This is a genomic window from Aminiphilus circumscriptus DSM 16581, assembly GCF_000526375.1.
Classification (GTDB): domain Bacteria; phylum Synergistota; class Synergistia; order Synergistales; family Aminiphilaceae; genus Aminiphilus; species Aminiphilus circumscriptus.
Genome location: NZ_JAFY01000002.1, coordinates 21,325 through 39,651 on the forward strand (window position 1 = coordinate 21,325; position 18,327 = coordinate 39,651).

Here is an 18,327-nt window from a genome sequence, read left to right on the forward strand (position 1 = left end):
TTCCGCCCGAAGCCGCCACCGCCGCAGGTTCCGAAGCGATGGCACGGCGCCGGACGGGATGTCCTGTCCGTTCGGCGAGCGGACAAAAACGACGGCGCAAAGGGGCGCCGCAGGAGGAGCAGGAGAACGAAATGGAAGGTGAAACGATCATGCGCGGAGAAACCGCTCCCGGGAAGGACGTCTCCGCCGGGAAGTTCTTTTCGGAAAAACGCTTCATCGAAGACTACGTCCGCCGCAACCGGGAGAACATGCTCGACTTCTGGGAAGCACTGGTGAACAGAGAAAGCTTCTCCGGGGACAAACCTTCGGTGGACGCCCTGGCGGCGTGGCTCGCCGAACGCTTCGACGAGATCGGAGGAACCTGCGAACTTCTGCGCTTTGCCAAGGCCGGGAATGGCCTCGCCGTCACGCTGAACGGAAACGCGCCCGGCAGGCCGGTCCTTCTGCTCGGCCATTACGACACGGTCTTTCCCCCGCTCGCGGAAGAGCGGCGGACGTTCCGTATTGAGGATGGGCGTGCCTACGGCCCGGGGGTCCTGGACATGAAGGGGGGCATCACCATCGCCTTTCACGCCGTCCGGGCCCTTCTCGAAGGGGGGTTCAGGGAGCGCCCGATCCGGGTTCTCCTCGCGGGAGACGAGGAGACCGGGCACCCCGAGTCCGACATGGGGGAGCGTTTCCGCGCCGCCGCCGCGGAATGCGTCGCGGCCTTCAACCTGGAGACGGGCGCTCTCGACGACGGGGTCATCGTGGAACGCAAGGGCATGAGCCGTTACCTTCTCGACGTGCGGGGCAGAGCGGCCCACGCGGGGCGCGACCTCGAAGAGGGGCGGAGCGCCGTGCTCGAGGCGGCGCACAAGACCGTCGCCATCTCCGCCGCGTCGGGAGAGGACATGGGCTTCAACGTGGGTGTCTTCCGGGGAGGCACCGTGGCAAACGTCGTGGCGGACAGGGCGGAGCTGCACATCGACGTGCGCACCCGCACCACCGGCGCCGCCGCCCGGGCGGAAGCGCTGCTCCGGGACGTGGCCCGCCGCAGCACCGTGGAGGGTACGGAGGCGAACCTGTCAGGGGGAATGTTTTTCCCTCCCATGGAACGCACCCCGGGCAACCTGGCGCTCTTCGAACATCTCCGGTGGGTGGCGGACTCTTTCGACCTGCCTCCGGTGCACCCCGCCGCCTCGGGGGGGAGTTCCGATTCGGCCTTCACCGTCGCGGCGGGAACCCCCACGGCGGATCAACTCGGCGTCAAAGGCAGGCACAACCATTCCCCCATGGAGTGGGCTGACGTGGCCTCGCTCTTTGAGCGCACACGCTTTCTCTTTTGCGCCGTCGCCACCCTGGGGAACTTCGAGAAAACGTGGACGGCAGCGGAACGAAAGGATTCCCACGGGAAGAACCACGAGAAGGGGGGTGTCTGAAGACAGAGGCGGAGAGGACACATCCCTTTCGTGTCGGCGCGACAGGGAGCGGACGCGGCACGCAGCCTCCGGCACGGGTTCACCCGCGTCCTTCGGTGGTTCCACGGCCCCATTTGGAGAGGAGTGAAGGAAATGAAAAGGAAAATCGCTCGTGTGTGTCTCGGCCTCCTGTTGACACTGAGCCTCGTCGTTCCCGCGATGGCCCGGGAGCTGGTCATCGTGGCGGCGGAGGAGATCGAGAACACGGACATCCAGCAGTGCACCACCAGCTTCGCGACGCACGACTTCCTCTACGCCCCCATGCTCGTTCTCGACAGCGACATGACTCTGCAGAAGGGATACGTGTCGGACTGGAAGGTCTCCGAGGATGGAATGGTCATCACCATGACCATTCCGGAGGGACTGAAATTCTCCAACGGCGACCCCGTCACGGCGGAGGCGGTGATGCGCTCCTTCGTGCGCTACGCGGAGACATCCTCCTTCGGGGCGGATTTCAAGAAGGACTGCAGCTTCAGCGTGAACGGCAACGACTTCATCATGACCTGGACGGACTCCCCCGCCGCGAACTTCGTGGACATGGCAAGCGCCTTCACGGGCCTGGTGGACGTGGCCGCCGCGGAACGCACGGACAAGGACGAATTCGCCCGCAAGGCCGTGACGTTCGGCCTCTTCGCGGTGGACGAGTGGGTCCAGGGATCGCACATCATCCTCAAACGCAATCCGTACCACCGGACGAACATTCCCTTCGTGGAGAACAAAGGCATCGCCCTCGTGGAATCCGTACGAGTGCGCTTCGTCCCCAGCGGCTTCACCCGCGTGTCGGAAATCCAGGCGGGCAAGGCGGACATCGCCTTCAACATCCCCATCGAGAACGTGGACGAACTGGAGAAGAACGACAACGTCGAGATGATCCGCTATCTCCTCGCGGGAGGGAGCATGTACTACCTGAACGACAAGGTTCCCGGCCTGAATGATCCCGCAGTGCGCCAGGCGATCATCCGGGGCATCGACAAGGAGGAACTCGTGGCGGTTCTGGACGACAAGGCCCAGGCCCGGTACGGTTTCATGCCCCCCACCATGTCGGGCTACAGCGAGGCCGCGGAGGAAGCGTTCTCCCGGGACTTCGGCTACGACATGGAAAAGGCGAAGGGGCTTCTTGAGACCGCGGGGTGGAAGGCCGGCAAGGACGGCATCCGCGAGAAGGACGGCGTGCGGCTGAGCTTCACCATGATGGTTCCTCTGGACATTCCCGAGATGGCCTCCACGGCGCCGCTGATCCAGGCCCAGCTCAAGAAGCTCGGCATCGCTGTGGAGATCCGGGAGTTCGAGCACAACTACGTGAAGAACCAGACGCGCAAGGGCGAGTACGAGATCGCCGGACGACGCTACAACTGGCCCGACGGCAGCATGGTGAACTACCTTTTCGAATCGACCTACAAGTACACGAGCGACCCCGAGGTGGACGAGGTGCTCAAGGTCGCCGTGAACGAGACGAACCCGGCGAAGCGCATGGAGCTCTACGCAAAGGGGCAGCGCCTGGTGCTGGAGAAGGGGCTCGGCGTTCCACTCCTCACGCCCTTCCGCTACCTGGCGTTCAGCAAGCAGATCAAGGGATACAAGATGACGGGGAACACGATCCTTCTGCTCAACGACGTGGAATTCGTGAAATAGACTACCCGCCTTCGGAACGCGCCGGAGATGGACGGAGAAAGCCCTTCCGCCGCCCGCGCGTTCCGCACCGAAGCATTTTTCGCGGCAGCGTCATCTCCGTCGCTTGTCACGGGACTTTTTCCCGTCACGGCGGCGGGCTCCTGCGGGGCTCTCTTTCGGAAATGTCCCGGCGGGCATCCGTCCGTGAAGAAGCCCTCCGGTAACGACGCGGCGGACAAAGAAGGCGGAACAAGAGCGACGGAAGGAGGATCTCCGTTGGGTGATTTTCTCGCGTTCACGGCAAAACGTCTCTTCCAGGGAGCACTCGTGGTGCTCACGGTCTCCTTCGTGCTCTTCTCCATCATGCACATGATGCCCGGAGACCCCATCCAGCTCATCGACAATCCAAGGGCATCGGAGGAGACCATCGAGCGCCTCCGCAAAGAATGGGGACTCGACAAACCCTTCCTGGTGCAGTACGGCTACTGGCTCGGCAACGTCCTCCGGGGCGATCTGGGAAGATCCATCACCACGGGGCAGTCCGTGACGTCCCTCATCGCGGGGCGCTTTCCCTTCACGCTCAAGCTCACCCTCACGGCACTGCTGCTGCAGTATCTCGTCGCCACGCCCCTCGGACTCTGGGCGGCCTACAAGCGGGACTCCTGGTTCGACAAGTGCTGCGTGGTGGTCACATCGGTCCTCCGGGCCATTCCCTTCTTCTGGCTGGGCATCCTGCTCATTCTCGTCTTCAGTGTCCACTTCGGCCTTCTTCCCGTCTCGGGGGCTTCAGGGCCGGCATCCTACATCCTGCCCGTGCTGACCCTCATGCTCCCCCGTCTGGCGGAGACACTGCGCATCACCCGCTCGGAGGTGCTGGAGATTCTCCGGGAAAAGCACGTGGCCACGGCCTACGCCAAGGGACTGAGCGAGCGGGCCGTCATGATCCGCCACGTGCTGCGCAACGCCCTCGTGCCCGTGACAGTCATGTTCTTTCTCGCCGTTCCCTGGCTCATCGGGGGCTCCATCATCACCGAAACCATCTTCGCCTGGCCGGGCATGGGGCGTCTGCTCTGGAAATCCGTGTCGGTGCAGGACTTCCCGGTCGTGCAGGGCATCGTGCTCCTCATCGCCATCCTCACCGTGGTGAGCACCACTCTGGGGGACCTCCTCACGGGGCTGCTGGACCCGCGCATTCGGGTGGAACTGAGGAGGGAACAGGCATGAAGACGGAAGCGTTCCGCACCCACCTGGGCGAGGCCTGCCGCAACAGAACCTTTCTCGCGGGGTTTCTCATTCTGGCGAGCGTGGTGGTGGTGGCCCTCTTCGCCGAACGCATCGCACTCCGCCCCTACGACGAAATCAGCGTGCGGGAGAAGCTGCAACCCCCCTCGGCGTCCCACTTCTTCGGCACGGACCATCTCGGGCGGGATCTCTTCTCCCGGGTGATCCACGGCTCCCGGATCACGCTGAAGATCGGCGTCATCGCCGTGACCATCCAGGTGCTTTTGGGCGTCACCCTGGGACTTCTCGCCGGTTTCTACGGCGGCTGGCAGGACAAGGTGATCCTCTTCTTCACCGACGCCACCTGGGCACTGCCGCCGACGATCCTCGCCATCGCCATCTGTGCCGCCCTCGGCCCGGGGCTGACGAACGTGATCATCGCCGTGGCGCTCGTCTCTTGGGCGCGGTTCACTCGCGTCATCCGCGCCAAGACCCAGAGCATCAAGAATCTTCCCTTCATCGAGTCGGCCCGGGCCTTCGGCGAGAACGACGCGGCGCTCCTCTTCCGCTACATTTTCCCCAACGTGGTTCCCGTGACCATCGTGCTGGCAACCCTTTCCCTCCCCGCCACGATCATCACCACCACGGCCCTGGGCTTCCTCGGCCTCGGCGCGCAGCCGCCCTCGCCGGACTGGGGCGTGATCCTCTCGGACGGCATGACCTACATGACCCGCGCCCCCTGGCTGAGCGTCTTTCCGGGGTTGGCCATCATCTACGTGGTGCTCGGCTTCAACCTCATCGGCGAGGGACTCCGGGATCTCCTCGATCCCCGGCTGAAGATCTGACGGGAGAGACGGAACGATGACGAACGTGTGGAACAACCCAAACGGACACGAAAAACGCTTCCACCGCCATGAGAGAGGAAACGGCACCGCCGGAGACACTCTTCCCGGGGCCGGGGCAAGAAGCGAAGGCGAATCCCTGCGCACGGGACCGGGCGGTGCCGACGGAACGGCACTCCTTTCCGTGGAGAACCTGGCGGTTTCCTTCCGCACGGCCCGCGGAACGAGCCGCGCCGTGGACGGGGTAAGTTTCTCCATCCGCCCCCGGGAGATCTACGCTCTGGTGGGCGAATCGGGATGCGGCAAATCGAGCACCGCCCAGGCCGTCATGGGTCTTCTCTCGGAGACGAACGCACCGGGACGGCGCATCACCGGCACGATCCGCTTCGGGGAGCGGAACCTTCTCGATCTGCCCGACCGGGAACTCTCCGCCATCCGGGGAAGCCACATCGGCATGATCTTCCAGAACCCGCTGGACTCCCTGAATCCCCTCTACACCGCGGGGTACCAGACCTGCGAGGCGGTTCTCCTGGACGGCCTCGCCAAAGCCCCCGCGATGCGGCGAGTGCTGGAACTCTTCCGGGGCGTCCGCCTGGCGGACCCGGAGCAGAAGCTCCGAAGCTATCCCCACGAACTCTCCGGCGGCATGCGCCAACGGGTGATGATCGCCATGATGCTCGCCCGGCACCCCAAACTGCTCATCGCCGACGAGCCCACCACGGCGCTGGACGTGTCGATCCAGGCCCAGATTCTCGACCTGATGCTGGAGCTGCGAAGGAGCTTCAACATGGCGATGCTCCTCATCACCCACGACTTCGGCATCGTCTCCGAGACGGCCGACCGCGTGGGTGTCATGTACGCGGGCAAGCTCGTGGAGGAAAACGAAGTCTTTGCCCTCTTCGACGCGCCCCGGCACCCCTACACGCGGATGCTCATGCGCGCTCTTCCCAGGGGGACCAAACAGGGCGGGCGGCTGGAGAGCATTCCCGGAACCCTGCCGGATCCGACGGAGCCGTACCGGGGGTGCCTCTTTTTCGAGCGCTGCCCCCTGCGCGTGGGGCGCTGTGCGACGGAGGAACCCCTCCTGCGCCGCCTCGGAGAAACCCATCGCGTGGCCTGCTGGCGCGCGGAAGAGGAGGAACAGCCATGACCTGCGCGCACCCCCTGCTCGACGTGCGTCACCTGAAGAAACACTTCCGCGTCTCCGGCGGTTTTCTGCGGAAACCGGGCACGGTCAGGGCCGTGGACGACGTGAGCTTCCGTCTCGACGCGGGGAAGACCCTCGGCCTCGTTGGCGAGAGCGGCAGCGGCAAGACCACCGTGGCCCGGCTTGTGCTGCGCCTTCTGGCCTGCACTTCCGGGGAGATCCTCCTGGACGGAGAGAACCTGGCCACCGCTCCTTCCGGGGAGATGAAGCGCCTGCGCCGGAAGATGAGCGTGGTCTTTCAGGACCCGAACGCCTCGCTCAATCCGCGGATGACCATCCGCCGCTCCCTGGAGCGCCCTCTCCAGGTCAACGAGGAGGGTGCGGACGACCCGGAGGAGCGGATCCGGGAAGCCATCGCCCGAGTGCATCTCCGGGAGGAGGTGCTGCACCGCTACCCACACCAGCTCTCGGGAGGCCAGCAGCAGCGGGTCTGCGTGGCCCGGGCCATGCTCCTGCGCCCCAGGCTGCTCGTGCTGGACGAGCCGACCAGCGCCCTGGACATCTCCGTCCAGGCCCAGGTGCTCAATGTCCTGACGGACCTGCAGCGCACCCTCGGCCTCGCCTATCTCTTCATCTCCCACGACCTGCACGTGGTGCGCTACGTAAGCGACCACACGGCGGTCATGTATCTGGGAAGGATCGTGGAGACCGGTCCCTCGGAAATGGTCTTCGAAAACGCACTGCATCCCTACACGCAGGGGCTCTTCTTCGCATCGCCCCCGACGTCGCCCAGAGAGCGCGGGCGCAGGCGGACCCTGCTCTCCTCCGATCCGCCGAGCCTGCTCGATCTTCCCCCGGGGTGCCGCCTCGCACCGCGGTGCCCCTACAGAACCGACCTGTGCGACACCGAGGAACCCGCCATGAGAGAGGCCGCTCCGGGACATTTCGTGGCGTGCCACCGGATCGCGGAATGAGCAGCCTCCGGGCGGAGCGACACCTTGCCGCCCGGAACGGAGAGACCTTCGGACCCCGACGACAAGGAGACGATACCGTGTACGACCTGCTCATTCGCAACGCGACGATCTACGACGGAACGGAAAACGAAGAGGCCCTGCACGGCGCCATCGCCATCGCGGGAGATACCATTGCCTCAGTGGGACACTGCGACGGAACGGCCCGAAGAACCCTCGACGCCGACGGCCTCGTCGCCTGTCCCGCCTTCATCGACATCCACTCCCACGCGGATCTCAACATTCTTGCCAAACCCACCGCGCCGAACTATCTGAAAATGGGGGTCGGCACCGTGGTCACCGGCCAGTGCGGCATCTCCATGGCTCCTCTCGGGACGACGGAAGAACTGTTCGCCCTCTCGAAAAACAGCACCGGCGGCGCCGTGCCGGAGGATGCGCGTTTCCGGTGGACCTGGCGCGGCTTCGGCGAGTTCTGCCGCCTCGTGGAGGAGATCCGCACCGGCGTGAACATCCTCCCCATGGTGGGACACGGCAGCGCCCGAACCGCCGTGAGTAGCTTCCGGAAGGAACCTCTCGGCGGGGAGGACATCGCCCGCCTGGTGAACCTGCTCGACGACGCGCTCCGGGAAGGCGCATGGGGCGTCTCCACGGGGCTGTTCTATCCTCCTGGGTGTTTCTCTTCCGAGGCGGAGATGGACGCCGTCTTCCGCCTTCTGGGGCGGAGAAAGGCGCTCCACGCCACCCACATGCGCGACGAGAGCGACTTCGTGGTGGAGTGCGTGGCGGAGAACATCGCCCTGGCGCGACGCTGGGGCTTTCCGCTCCAGATCTCGCACCACAAGGCGTCGGGCCGGAAAAACCGGGGGAAGGTCCGCACCACCATGGAGATGCTCCGTCGCGCCAGGGACGAAGGCCTGGACGTCGCCTGGGACGCCTATCCCTACCATGCCAGCTCCACGGGAATCACCATCTGTCTTCCCGACAGGGCTCTGGAGGGGGGCAAGGAGGCGATGCTCGCCCGGCTCCGCGATCCCGACACGCGAACCGCGCTGCGGCGGGAGATGCTGGAGAATCCGCACAGCATCTTTCCCCGGGAGTCGCCGCCGGAGTCGATCATGATCGCCAACTGCCCCGCCCTCCCCCGCGACCAGGGGCGCATGCTGAGCGACATTCTCGGAAACGGGTCTCCCGAAGAACGGACGGAACGTTTCTTCGACTGGCTTCTCGCCTGCGGCGGCGACGCCCGGGCCATCTTCTTCGCCATGGACGAGGAGGACGTGGCATACGTCATCTCCCGGCCCGGAACGATCATCGGCTCGGACTCACGGATCGCCGATCCGGCGGACGACGGCGCGCCCCATCCCCGGGTCTTCGGCACCTTTCCCCGTTTTCTGCGCCATTTCGTCCTGGAGAGAAACCTTCTGTCCCTCGGGGAGGGAATCCACCGCATCACGGGTCTTCCCGCCAAGAGGCTCGGCCTGCGGGACCGGGGCGTTCTTCGCCCTGGAGCCAGGGCGGATATCGTGCTCTTCGATCCCTCCCGCCTCGACGGGGGCCCCGGATTCGGTGAGCCCCCCCGCTTCGCCGAAGGGATCGTCCATCTCTTCGTGAACGGGGTCGCCGCCGTGGAGGAAGGGCGCCTCACCTCCAGCCGCTCCGGCCGGGTCTGCCTGAAGACATCCACAGGGACGTGATCTTCGAACCGCCTCCCATCCTCCGGCACGCCCCCCCGGAGCTGCACACCGCTTCCGGAACGGGCCGCTCGGAGGGGAAAAACCGCGTTTCGTTCACCGAGCCCGGAACCGCTCTCACCCGACCGAGCCAGGTTTCACCGCGGACCGGGCGTCCCGCCGGATCATTCCGTGTGCTTCTCCGGAAGCGGCTAAAATCGGCACGGTACCCGCGAAAGAAGACCGGGTTGTACAATTTGGACGGACAGACAACACATCTTGCACCGAAGGACATTTTCCTGCCGAGGAGGCATGTTCCCCCATGGAGAGCCGGTTTCAGACAGATCACGATATCCAGCGCTTCCACCCCACCCGCATGGAAATCTCCCTCTCCAGCCTGAGACGAAACTACGCGACCGTCCGCGAACTCCTGCCCCCGCAGTGTGACATCATGGCCGTGGTGAAGGGCGACGGCTACGGGCTGGGCATGCATCCCGCGGCGGAGGCTTTTTTCGGCGAGGGGTGCCGTCGCTTCGCCGTGGCCACGATCGATGAAGGGCTCTCGCTCCGGGCGGCGTTGCGAGACGTGGAGATTCTTCTCCTGGGAATTCCTCCCGTCTCCGCCACCGAGGCGGTGGTGCGACAGAACCTGTGCGCCACCTGCGGCGACATGGCCTTCGCCTCGGCCCTGCGCGACGCGGCGAGGGCGGTGGGCAGGCGGGGACGGATCCATCTGAAGGTGGACACCGGCCTCGGGCGGATCGGCTTTTTTCCGGACGAACTCGTCGAGGCGGCCCGAACGATCCTCTCCTGGGGCGACCTGGAAATCGCCGGAATCTATACCCACTTCGCCACCGCCGACGAGGAGAATCTGGACTACACGCGGGCGCAGTACCGGCGTTTTGCGGAGAGCATCAAGGACCTGGAGCGCAACGGCATCTCCCTTCCACTGCGGCACGCCTGCAACAGCGCGGGGCTCATCAACGTCCCCGAGGCACATCTCGACGCGGTGCGCGCGGGGCTTCTCCTCTACGGCTACCGGAGCGGCTTCGAAAACCGTGTTGTTCCCAAGGCGCCCGCCGTCACGGTGAAGAGCGCCCTCGCATCCGTCCGGACCCTTCCACCGGGGCATCCCGTGGGATACGGCCTGCGCTACGTCACCAGGGGCACCCAGCGGCTCGGCATCATCCCCATGGGCTTCCACGACGGCCTGGTGCGCTCCATGAAGAACACCCAGTTTCTCCTCCGGGGACACCGCGTCACGGCGGTGGGCGCCATCTGCATGGACTCCGTCACCGTGGACCTCACCTCCCTTCCGGACGCCGCCGTGGGAGACGAGGTAGTCTTCATCGGTCGCCAGGGGGACGAGGAAATCACCGCCCAGGAAGTGGCGGACCGTCTGGACACCATCGTCGCTCAGGTTTTTTCCTTCTTTTCTCCCCGGGTGAAGCGCATCTACCTCGACTGAGGCTCCCCACGGGCACCTTTGCTCCGGTACACCCGCACCACCGGAATCCGTGACGAGGCGGGCGCTTTCTTCGGAAAACGCGCCCGCCTCTCCCTCTTCCGGCAACGCGCTCCCGCCCAATGCGTCCTCATTGCCATCGCCATGCCGCACCCTTTGCGAGCATAAGCGCCGATGCGCACTGAGCCATCGTTTCTTCCGTGGCTTCGTCCTCCGAAACCGGACTTCCCCGGCAGATGCCTGTTCACGCACCAAGAACCGCCGCGATTCCTCCATCGTCATGAAGATTTATGAAGACGTCGCCCCTGTTCGTCATGGGTGCCCTTTTCTCGTCCCGCTCAGGGGCAATAAGATCAGTGCCCTGTTACACCAAGGCACACATTCCTAGTCTCCGCCATGTGCTCCTTTGCTATAATCGAAGCCACCTCTACGTGAAAGCCATAGATGAAATGAAACGAAACGTGACGTACAAGGAGTTTTCCCAGAAAGGCAGGAAGCTCTTCGGGCACATCACCCGAAGGTCTTGAAACGCGAGGGAACGTGAAAGGAGTTTTTCCAGAGCCTGCGCGTCGTTCTGCCCCTGCGGCGGGGCCCAAAGGGATGCGCGCCGGACGCACCTGCCGCGCCTCGGCATGGAGGAGGAATTTTTCTGTCCCTGACTATTTCCACCTACTACAGCCTTGCGGAACTGCGGGAAGGGCTCGCCCGGCACGAGGCGGCGCACACGAGCGCACCGCCGGTCTTTCTGGTGCCTTCCTCGGAGGATCGGGCGCTGCTCCGGGCGCTGCTTCCCGAACCCGCGACGCTTTCTCGGGAGCGACCTCGGGTTTGGCTCTGGAACGACCTCTACCGCGAGGCGGCGGACCTGCTCGCCCCGCAGGAGATCCTGCGGCGGCAGATCGATCCTCCGGACCACCACCTCATCCTCCTCCGGCTGGTGGCGGAGGAACGCCGCACCGCCGCGGAAACGTTGCTCCCGCCGTTGCGGCACCGCGGTTTCGTGACGATCCTGGGCGAACAGGTCCGAGAGCTGCTGCGGGAGGATGTCTCCCCCCGGGACCTGGCGCTCTCCCTGGGATGCGGAGATGCCTGCGGCACCTCCACCGCAGCGGCGGAAGCGCCCGCTCCTCCTTCCTGTCCGAAGGACGACCCGGCGGCGGCCCTCCTCTGCCACCTCTACCACCGCTACCTGGACTACCTGGAGCGCCAGGGGCTCGCGGACAGTGCCGCCGTGCCCTCCCTGACGCGGGATCTTCTGGCGCGCCTCCGCACCGCGCCCGCTCCGGCGGGGGAGCTGGTGCTCGTGGGCTTTCTCTCCTTCACCTCCGCCCAGTTGAATCTGATCCGGGAGCTCGCGGCGATCCTTCCGGTGACGCTCTTTCAGCCCGATCCCCGCCTCGACGGCGTCTACGACGCCCGGGAACAGCTTCGGGCCGCAGTCAGGGTTGGCGCGGCTCCGTCAGGCATCGAAATCGTTTCCGACGCCTCCGGCGGCGCGGGCACCGCGCCCCAGCGGTGCCTCGAACTTCCCGTTCCCGACGTCTCCCGCCAGGCGGACCAACTGGCCCGGGAATTACTGCTCTGGCGGGAGGGGATGGGGCGCCTCGCCCCGCTGGGAACCTTTCCAGGTTGGGGAGCACTGGCCCTCCTGGCGACGGAATCCGACGCGCCGCTCTTCACCTGGGCTTTCCGGCGCTACCGCATTCCCTTCGTCCGCGCCGAAGGCGAATCCGCCGCGGCGTCACCCCTGGGATATCTCCCCAGGGCGATCTACGGCGCCTTCCGCGAAAACTGGCCCCCCATAAAGACGGCGCATCTTCTGGCCTCTCCCTGCCTGCTCGGCACGCTGCACACCCAGGAGTTTTTCCTCCGCGCCGCGAGCAGCCCAAAAGAGCGGGGAGAGAAGCTGGTGCGGCATTGCCTGGGGCGCCTTGCCCACCGGCACGAAGACGGCGAGGCGATCTTCGAGGCCCTCCTGGCCTTCTGCCGCCGCATCGAGGAGGGGGACACCCCGCGGGGCCTTCTGGAGGCACTGCGCCTTCTCGCCGCGGGACCTCCCTCGTGGCTCTCCCGCCTCGCCGCTTTCGCCGAGGACGACCCAGGCCTGGATGAATCGGTGCGCCTGCTCGCGGGATCCCTCGCGGAACTGGAGCGGAAGTGTCTCTTCCTGGACGAACTCACCCCCTCCCTCGGCGAGGCCGGAGAGGTGCGGCTCCGCGGCGGAGACGCCCTGGCCTTTCTCGCCGAATGGGCGGAGAACGCCACCACCTCGCCTCCTCTCGGCACCGCGGAGAGCCTGCGGCTGTACGACCGGCAGCCCCCGGTCCTCGCGGGAGCGCCGGTGTGGATTCTCGCGGACGTCACGGCGGCCGCCTGGCCAGGGACGCTCCGGCAGGCCCCCTTGGCGGGGGAGGCGCTCCGGGAGCGGGTGAACGAGACCCCCCGCGCGAGGGGCGGGGCGATGCATCTTCCGCTGCTTGCGGAGCGCCGGTTGGCGCGGCAGGCCCTCTTCAGCCGCATGACCGCCCTTGGAGAACGCGCGACGATCTTTTTGCGCCCTCTTGCGGACGACAAGGGACGCCCCCTCGCACCGTCGCCCTTCGTGCAGCACCTCCGGGAGGATCCCCGGTGGCGCTTCGTCGAGCCTGCCCCGCCGTGCGAGACGTCCCGCGAGGGCGGTGACGACGACCGGGACGAACCACGCGATGCACGCTCCCGGGAGACAAAAACACTTCCGCCGGGGGGCTTTCTGCCGGTGGAGACGGAAATGTGCTTCTTCCCCGCGGAGATCCGCCGGAACGCCCCTCCCTTGTCTCGAAAGCCCTTTCCCCGGGTGGCAACCTTGGGCGTGACTCCGGAGGCGGAACAGGCTCCCTGCGCCACCGCTTCTCTGAGCGATCTGGACATTTTCGTCTCCTGCCCCTTCCGCTACTGGTGCACCCGGGTATTGCGCCTGGAGGAGCCCCCCCGGGAGCTCTTCGACAGCGCCGCGGCGGGACAGGCCCTCCACACGCTCTGGCAGCGGGTGTGGCAGCGCCTCGCCGAGGAGGAGCGCTTCGCCGAGGCGGGAAATCCCCTGTTCTTCCGGGCCCTCGCGGAGGAGGAGTGGCACCGCCTCTTTCCGGAAGAGGGCGAAGGAACTCCCTCCCCGGAGGCGCTCTATCCCCAGCTCGTGCGCGATCCCCGCCTCGCCGCCGCCGCGGCGCGCCTGCACCGTCAGGTCCTCGCCCTGGCGGACGCCCAGGCCGCCACGGAGGCACGCCTCGTCGAGGCGAAGATCCGCCGCCTTGGCGTTCGCCTGGAGGTGCCCTGCCCGGACCTGACGATTCAGGGCGTCCTCTTCCGGGGGCGGTGCGACCGCATGGATCTTCTCGACGCGGGAACGGTGATTCTGGATTACAAGCTCGGCGGGGCCGCGCGCCTGCGGTCGCGTCTCCAGACCGCCGCCTACGCGGTGGCCTTCGGCCTCGATTCCTGCGGCGGCTTCGGCTTTCTGGGACACGGCGACGGCGCGACAGCGGGAGTTTTCGCGCCGGAGGTGAAGTGGAGCTACACGGGCAAGAGGGCGACGAAGCGGGACACCACGCCCGAGGCGCGCATGGAGGAGGCCCGCCATGCCCTCGAGGGCATGGCGACGAGCCTGAAGGAAGGGCGCTTCGAGGCGGACTACGAGAGCGACCTCTGCCCAGGCTGCTCTTTCCGGGGACTCTGCCGGAGGAGCGAGTACCGGGGCGAGGGACGCGGCGAGGAACCGGACGGACCGGAGGACTTCCCCGGAGACGGAGCGGACGATGCATAAACGACAGAAGTCTCTTTCCGAAGGACTGGCGCCCCTTCTCGCGGGGGCGCGCCCGGAGCAGCGGGAGGCCGTGACGGCGCCGGAGCCGCTGGTGGTGGTGAGCGCCGGAGCCGGCACGGGGAAAACCTTCACCCTGGCGGCGCGCTTCGCCTGGCTCCTCGCGTCGGACCCCTCCTGCCGGATCGAGGAGATCCTCACCCTCACCTTCACCGACAAAGCCGCGGGAGAGATGCGGGAACGCATCCGCACCACCCTTCGAAACCTGTACGAAGGGGCTCCCGAGGCGCTCCCCCATCTTCGGGACGCCCTGGCACGACTGGACGACGCCTACATCGCCACCATCCACGCCTTCGCCTCCCGGGTGCTCCGGGAGGCGGCCCTGAACCTGGACCTGGACCCCCGGGCCACTCTGGCCGCTCCCCCCTGGGAGGAGCAGTTCTGGGAGGACGCGGAGGAAGCACTCTCACAGTTCGACCCGGAGTGGTTCGCCTCCCGCCTCGCTCCGCCCTGGCGCGAGCGGGCAAGAACTTTCTTCGCCCAGGAGGATGTGCTCTCCCTGGCGGGAGGTTTTTCCGCCGCGGACCTGGCGACCCTCGCCCGAACCTGCGCGAGCGTCATCGGCGGCGCGGGAAAGACGCCGGAGACGCTCTGGAACTGGGACGAGGAGGCGGACCGCGCCGCGGCGGCGCCGCTGCTTCCAGCGCTGCGGCAACGGTGGAACCAGGCCTGGGAACTCTGGCACGAGAGACTTTTCCCCGAACTGGAAACGGTTCTCTCCAGAGAGAAGAGCGCCTTCGCGGGGGCTCTCGGGGAGTTCTGGAAGGCCTGGAAGCACGAAAGGGCCGACGCGACGGAAACGGAATCAGCGGCGCCGGGCGCGGCGCGCTTCCTCGGCGCCCTTCTGGAGGGACCGCTGGCGAAACTTCCTCCGAAGAGCGACGCAAAGAGCCGCATCGAGGAGATGCTGGGGCGCCCTCTCAAGGAGTGGCGCGACGAGGCCCGCGAGGACTGGCAGGTTGCGGCGATTCTCCTGGCGACTCCCTTTCTGGGAGAACCGGAACGCTCCTTTCGCACGCTCCTCTTCCGCCTCGCCTCCCTGGTGTGGCAGACCTGGAACGAAACCAGAGCCTCCGCGGGAGTGCTCACCTTCGACGACCTCATCCGCTTCGCCGGCGAGGCCCTCGCACCAAACGGGCGAGACGGAGCGGAGGCGATGTCCCCGGGAACACGTCTCCGCTTCCGGCACATTCTCGTGGACGAGTTTCAGGACACGGATCCGCTCCAGGACCGGCTCCTCCGGCGGCTCTGGCGCCCCGGAGAGAACACGCTCTTTCTCGTGGGCGACCTCAAGCAATCCATCTATCGCTTCCGCCACGCGGACCTGCGCCTTTTCGCGGCATACATCCGTGCCGCCCGGAGCGGAACCTGCGCCTCCCTTTTGGAAGACGGCGCCCCGAAGGCGGCTTCCGCCGCCCGCTACGTGTCCCTCGCCACCTCCTTCCGGAGCGCTCCGGGAGTGCTGGAGGCGGTGAACACCCTCTTCGGATTCCTCTGGCGGAAAGGGCTCTCCGGTGCCTCGGAGGTGCCGCTTCCCTACGAGCCGCTCCGCTCCCCCGAGGGAGAGAACGGCGCTTCGCCTTCCGGAAGTCCCGACAATCCCGAAACCACCGAAAAAGAAGGCGCCGGCCCTCTGAGACCCCTCGGAGAGACCTTCCCGGGAAAAGCGAACGCCGCCGTGCCTCGCGGAGACGATGCGCCCTCTCCGGACACCCGCCTCCGGAACGACGGCACACCGCCCCCCCTGACATTGCTCGTGGCGGTGCGCGGAAAGGGTTCCGGAGAAAACGGCGCCCCCTCCGGTCCTTCCGGGAAGGGGCGCGGCAACGACGCGGAAAGCGGAAGCACGCATTCCGGCGAAACGGAGTCCGCCGCGACAGCCCCCGGTGACGTACTCCCGGGAGGGGACGACGGTGAGGAGGAAAAGCTCGCCTCGGCGCGGAGCCGCCTCGCGGAGGAACTGGCGGCGCTCCTGCTCGCCTGGCGGCGCGAGGGATGCGCGGTCCGGGAGAGAGAGGGAACCACCGTCGTGCACCGCCTCCTCCGCTGGGGAGACGTGGCGGTGCTCACCCCCGCACGAAGCTTCTACGGCGTTCTGGAGCAGGCCTTTGAGCGGGCGGACATTCCCGCCCGCTTCGAGAAGAACCGCTCCTTCTTCACCCGGGGCGAGGTCTCGGACCTGACAAACGGTCTCGGCGCCCTGGCCGATCCCGAGGACGATCTGCTCCTGGCGGGATGGCTGGCCTCTCCGTTCTCGCTCGTTTCTTCCGAAGAGGCCCAGAGGATGCTGGACGAGGCGGCGACACTGCGGCATTGCGGCACGAGGGGCGAAAAAGCGGCGCCTGGACGGGGAATGCTGCATTCCCTCCTCGCGGAACGACATCCTCTCGGGGCGGAGCGCTTCGAGACACTGCGACGACGAGCGCTTTGCGAAGGCCCCGCGGCGGCCCTCGCCTCCCTGACGGAGGATCTGCGCTGGCTCCGGAGCTACCCCGCCGCAACCCGGTCCAGGGTGGCGGCGAACCTGCAGCGCACTGTGGAACTAGCCCGGGAATACGAGAGCACCTTCGGCCCCTCCCTGGCGGGCTGCGCCGCCTACCTCGGGCGGGCGCTCCGGCGGGAACGGGACGTGGAGGAATCCGGCGGCGACGAAGGCGCCGACCAGGTGCGCATCCTCACGGTGCACGCCGCGAAGGGGCTCGAATTTCCCGTGACGGTGCTCTTTGGCTTGGAGCGAACCCCCTTGACGGGACATCGGGAAGGGGCACTCCGGACCTCCCGCGCCCTGGGCGTCGTGGCAACCCGCACACCCGACGGGGAGAGCGATCCCGCGATCCTTCCGGCGAAACGCCTCGCCAAGGCCCTGGAGGAGCAGGAGGAGCGGGAGGAGCAGGCCCGCCTCTTCTACGTGGCGGCCACCCGGGCCAGGGACGCCCTGGTGCTCTGCGGCGTGGCGAAGAGGAAAGAACGGGACGGAGAGGCGAACCTTTTTCCACCGGAGCATTCCTGGCTCGCCTGGACTCGGGATGCTCTGGGAGATTTGGAGCGGCATCCGGCGGTCCGTCTGCTGGAGGTGGAGGACGCGCTTCCGGAAACAGGCGCTCTTTCCGGGAGCGCGCCGGAAGCGGGCGCTCCCGGCGTCGCCGGAGCTGGAGCAGCACCGGAGCCGGAGGGCCGGTGCGTTGTGGTGCACCTTTCTCCCCGGGAGGAGATGCCGCGCTCTCTGGAGCGCCTGAGCGCCACCTCCTTCGCCCTGTGGGAGTACTGCCCGAGGGCGTGGCGCAGACAGTACCGGCAGGGAAGGGATCTGGAGTGGGAGCGCTTCCGCGAGGGAGGAGAGAGTGAAGGCGGGGCCGATCTCGGCAGTCTGGCCCACGAACTTCTCAAAAGGTGGAATTTCCTCCCCGACTCCCTGGACCGGCTGCTGCCGGTCTCTCCCGACGCGGCGCGGCAGCTTCTGGCGAAACGCCTTCCGCCGGCTCTTCGGGGTGTGCTCAGGAACCGGAGTGCGCTGACGCACCTCCGGGGCTGGCTTTCCGCCTTCGCGACAACGGAGGAGGGACGGCGTCTCGCTGGCCTCGCGGCGGAGGAAAGCGTCCCGCTCTTCCGGGAATGGCCCTTCCACATCTCCCTGGAAACGCTCGTGCTGGAGGGCGCCATCGACCTCTTCTGGATCGACGGCGAAGGGCTCCATCTCCGGGATTACAAGACCGGTCCTCGGAGGAGCGCGCCGGAAACGCTCCATGAAGACCAGCTCCGGTTCTACGCCGTGGCAGTCCTGCGACGCATCGAGGAGGGGCGTTCCTCTTTCGGGGAAACGCCCCGGACCATACCACAGGCACTTCCACTTCCGGCGGACCTGCGGATTCTCTACCTCCGCCCCCCCCTTCAGTCGGTTTCCGTGACGTTTCCGGAAACCACCCAGGGCTTACGGGAGCTGGAGCAGCGCATCCTCCGCGCCGGGAAAAACGCCGCGAACGGCCCATGGCCCCGGGGACACGGATGCGCACGCTGCCCCTGGAGACAGACCTGCGGCGACGCGTCGTAGATCCACCCCGCATCCTTCGGAAGCGGAGACCCGGAT

10 protein-coding genes are annotated in these 18,327 nt (G+C 66.7%); all 10 read left to right on the forward strand.

The window, feature by feature from the left end:
• Positions 1 to 131 precede the first annotated feature (131 nt).
• The 10 genes from K349_RS15910 (at position 132) to K349_RS0100770 (ending at position 18,291) form a co-directional block, all read left to right on the forward strand.
• Positions 132 to 1,421 (forward strand): M20/M25/M40 family metallo-hydrolase, encoded by a 1,290-nt coding sequence (locus K349_RS15910; RefSeq protein WP_169731278.1) that lies wholly within the window; start codon positions 132 to 134, stop codon positions 1,419 to 1,421.
• 132 nt (positions 1,422 to 1,553) lie between these two features.
• The gene (locus K349_RS0100725; protein WP_157367228.1) at positions 1,554 to 3,092 is read left to right on the forward strand and encodes an ABC transporter substrate-binding protein; all 1,539 of its coding nucleotides are present in this window, start codon (positions 1,554 to 1,556) and stop codon (positions 3,090 to 3,092) included.
• A gap of 255 nt (positions 3,093 to 3,347) precedes the next feature.
• Complete coding sequence (locus K349_RS0100730) at positions 3,348 to 4,295, forward strand: ABC transporter permease (RefSeq protein WP_034264318.1); 948 nt, start codon at positions 3,348 to 3,350, stop codon at positions 4,293 to 4,295.
• On the forward strand, positions 4,292 to 5,137 hold the full coding sequence (locus tag K349_RS0100735; protein WP_026367999.1) for an ABC transporter permease: 846 nt from the start codon (positions 4,292 to 4,294) through the stop codon (positions 5,135 to 5,137). The genes K349_RS0100730 and K349_RS0100735 overlap by 4 nt, the downstream gene beginning before the upstream one ends.
• Before the next feature lie 16 nt (positions 5,138 to 5,153).
• Positions 5,154 to 6,284, forward strand: coding sequence for an ABC transporter ATP-binding protein (locus tag K349_RS0100740; RefSeq protein WP_026368000.1), 1,131 nt, complete (start codon positions 5,154 to 5,156; stop codon positions 6,282 to 6,284).
• Positions 6,281 to 7,255 carry an ABC transporter ATP-binding protein gene (locus K349_RS0100745; protein ID WP_026368001.1) on the forward strand — a complete coding sequence of 325 codons (975 nt, stop codon included), beginning with the start codon at positions 6,281 to 6,283 and terminating at the stop codon, positions 7,253 to 7,255. The genes K349_RS0100740 and K349_RS0100745 overlap by 4 nt, the downstream gene beginning before the upstream one ends.
• A gap of 77 nt (positions 7,256 to 7,332) precedes the next feature.
• Complete coding sequence (locus K349_RS0100750) at positions 7,333 to 8,946, forward strand: N-acyl-D-amino-acid deacylase family protein (RefSeq protein WP_026368002.1); 1,614 nt, start codon at positions 7,333 to 7,335, stop codon at positions 8,944 to 8,946.
• 298 nt (positions 8,947 to 9,244) lie between these two features.
• Positions 9,245 to 10,390: an alanine racemase gene (gene alr, locus K349_RS0100755; RefSeq protein WP_026368003.1), complete on the forward strand. Its 1,146-nt coding sequence runs from the start codon at positions 9,245 to 9,247 to the stop codon at positions 10,388 to 10,390.
• Positions 10,391 to 11,135: 745 nt separating this feature from the next.
• The gene (locus K349_RS0100765) at positions 11,136 to 14,186 is read left to right on the forward strand and encodes a PD-(D/E)XK nuclease family protein (RefSeq protein ID WP_026368005.1); all 3,051 of its coding nucleotides are present in this window, start codon (positions 11,136 to 11,138) and stop codon (positions 14,184 to 14,186) included.
• Entirely contained in the window at positions 14,179 to 18,291 is a 4,113-nt protein-coding gene (locus K349_RS0100770; RefSeq protein ID WP_026368006.1) for a UvrD-helicase domain-containing protein, read from the forward strand. Before K349_RS0100765 ends, K349_RS0100770 begins: the two co-directional genes overlap by 8 nt.
• The last annotated feature ends 36 nt before the right edge of the window (positions 18,292 to 18,327 follow it).

What these genes read in the sequence shown, in the direction of transcription:
- K349_RS15910 (WP_169731278.1), top strand. Translation starts at nt 132, where the DNA reads ATGGAAGGTGAAACGATCATGCGCGGAGAAACCGCTCCCGGGAAGGAC.
- K349_RS0100725 (WP_157367228.1), top strand. Translation starts at nt 1,554, where the DNA reads ATGAAAAGGAAAATCGCTCGTGTGTGTCTCGGCCTCCTGTTGACACTG.
- K349_RS0100735 (WP_026367999.1), top strand. Translation starts at nt 4,292, where the DNA reads ATGAAGACGGAAGCGTTCCGCACCCACCTGGGCGAGGCCTGCCGCAAC.
- K349_RS0100740 (WP_026368000.1), top strand. Translation starts at nt 5,154, where the DNA reads ATGACGAACGTGTGGAACAACCCAAACGGACACGAAAAACGCTTCCAC.
- K349_RS0100745 (WP_026368001.1), top strand. Translation starts at nt 6,281, where the DNA reads ATGACCTGCGCGCACCCCCTGCTCGACGTGCGTCACCTGAAGAAACAC.
- alr (WP_026368003.1), top strand. Translation starts at nt 9,245, where the DNA reads ATGGAGAGCCGGTTTCAGACAGATCACGATATCCAGCGCTTCCACCCC.
- K349_RS0100770 (WP_026368006.1), top strand. Translation starts at nt 14,179, where the DNA reads ATGCATAAACGACAGAAGTCTCTTTCCGAAGGACTGGCGCCCCTTCTC.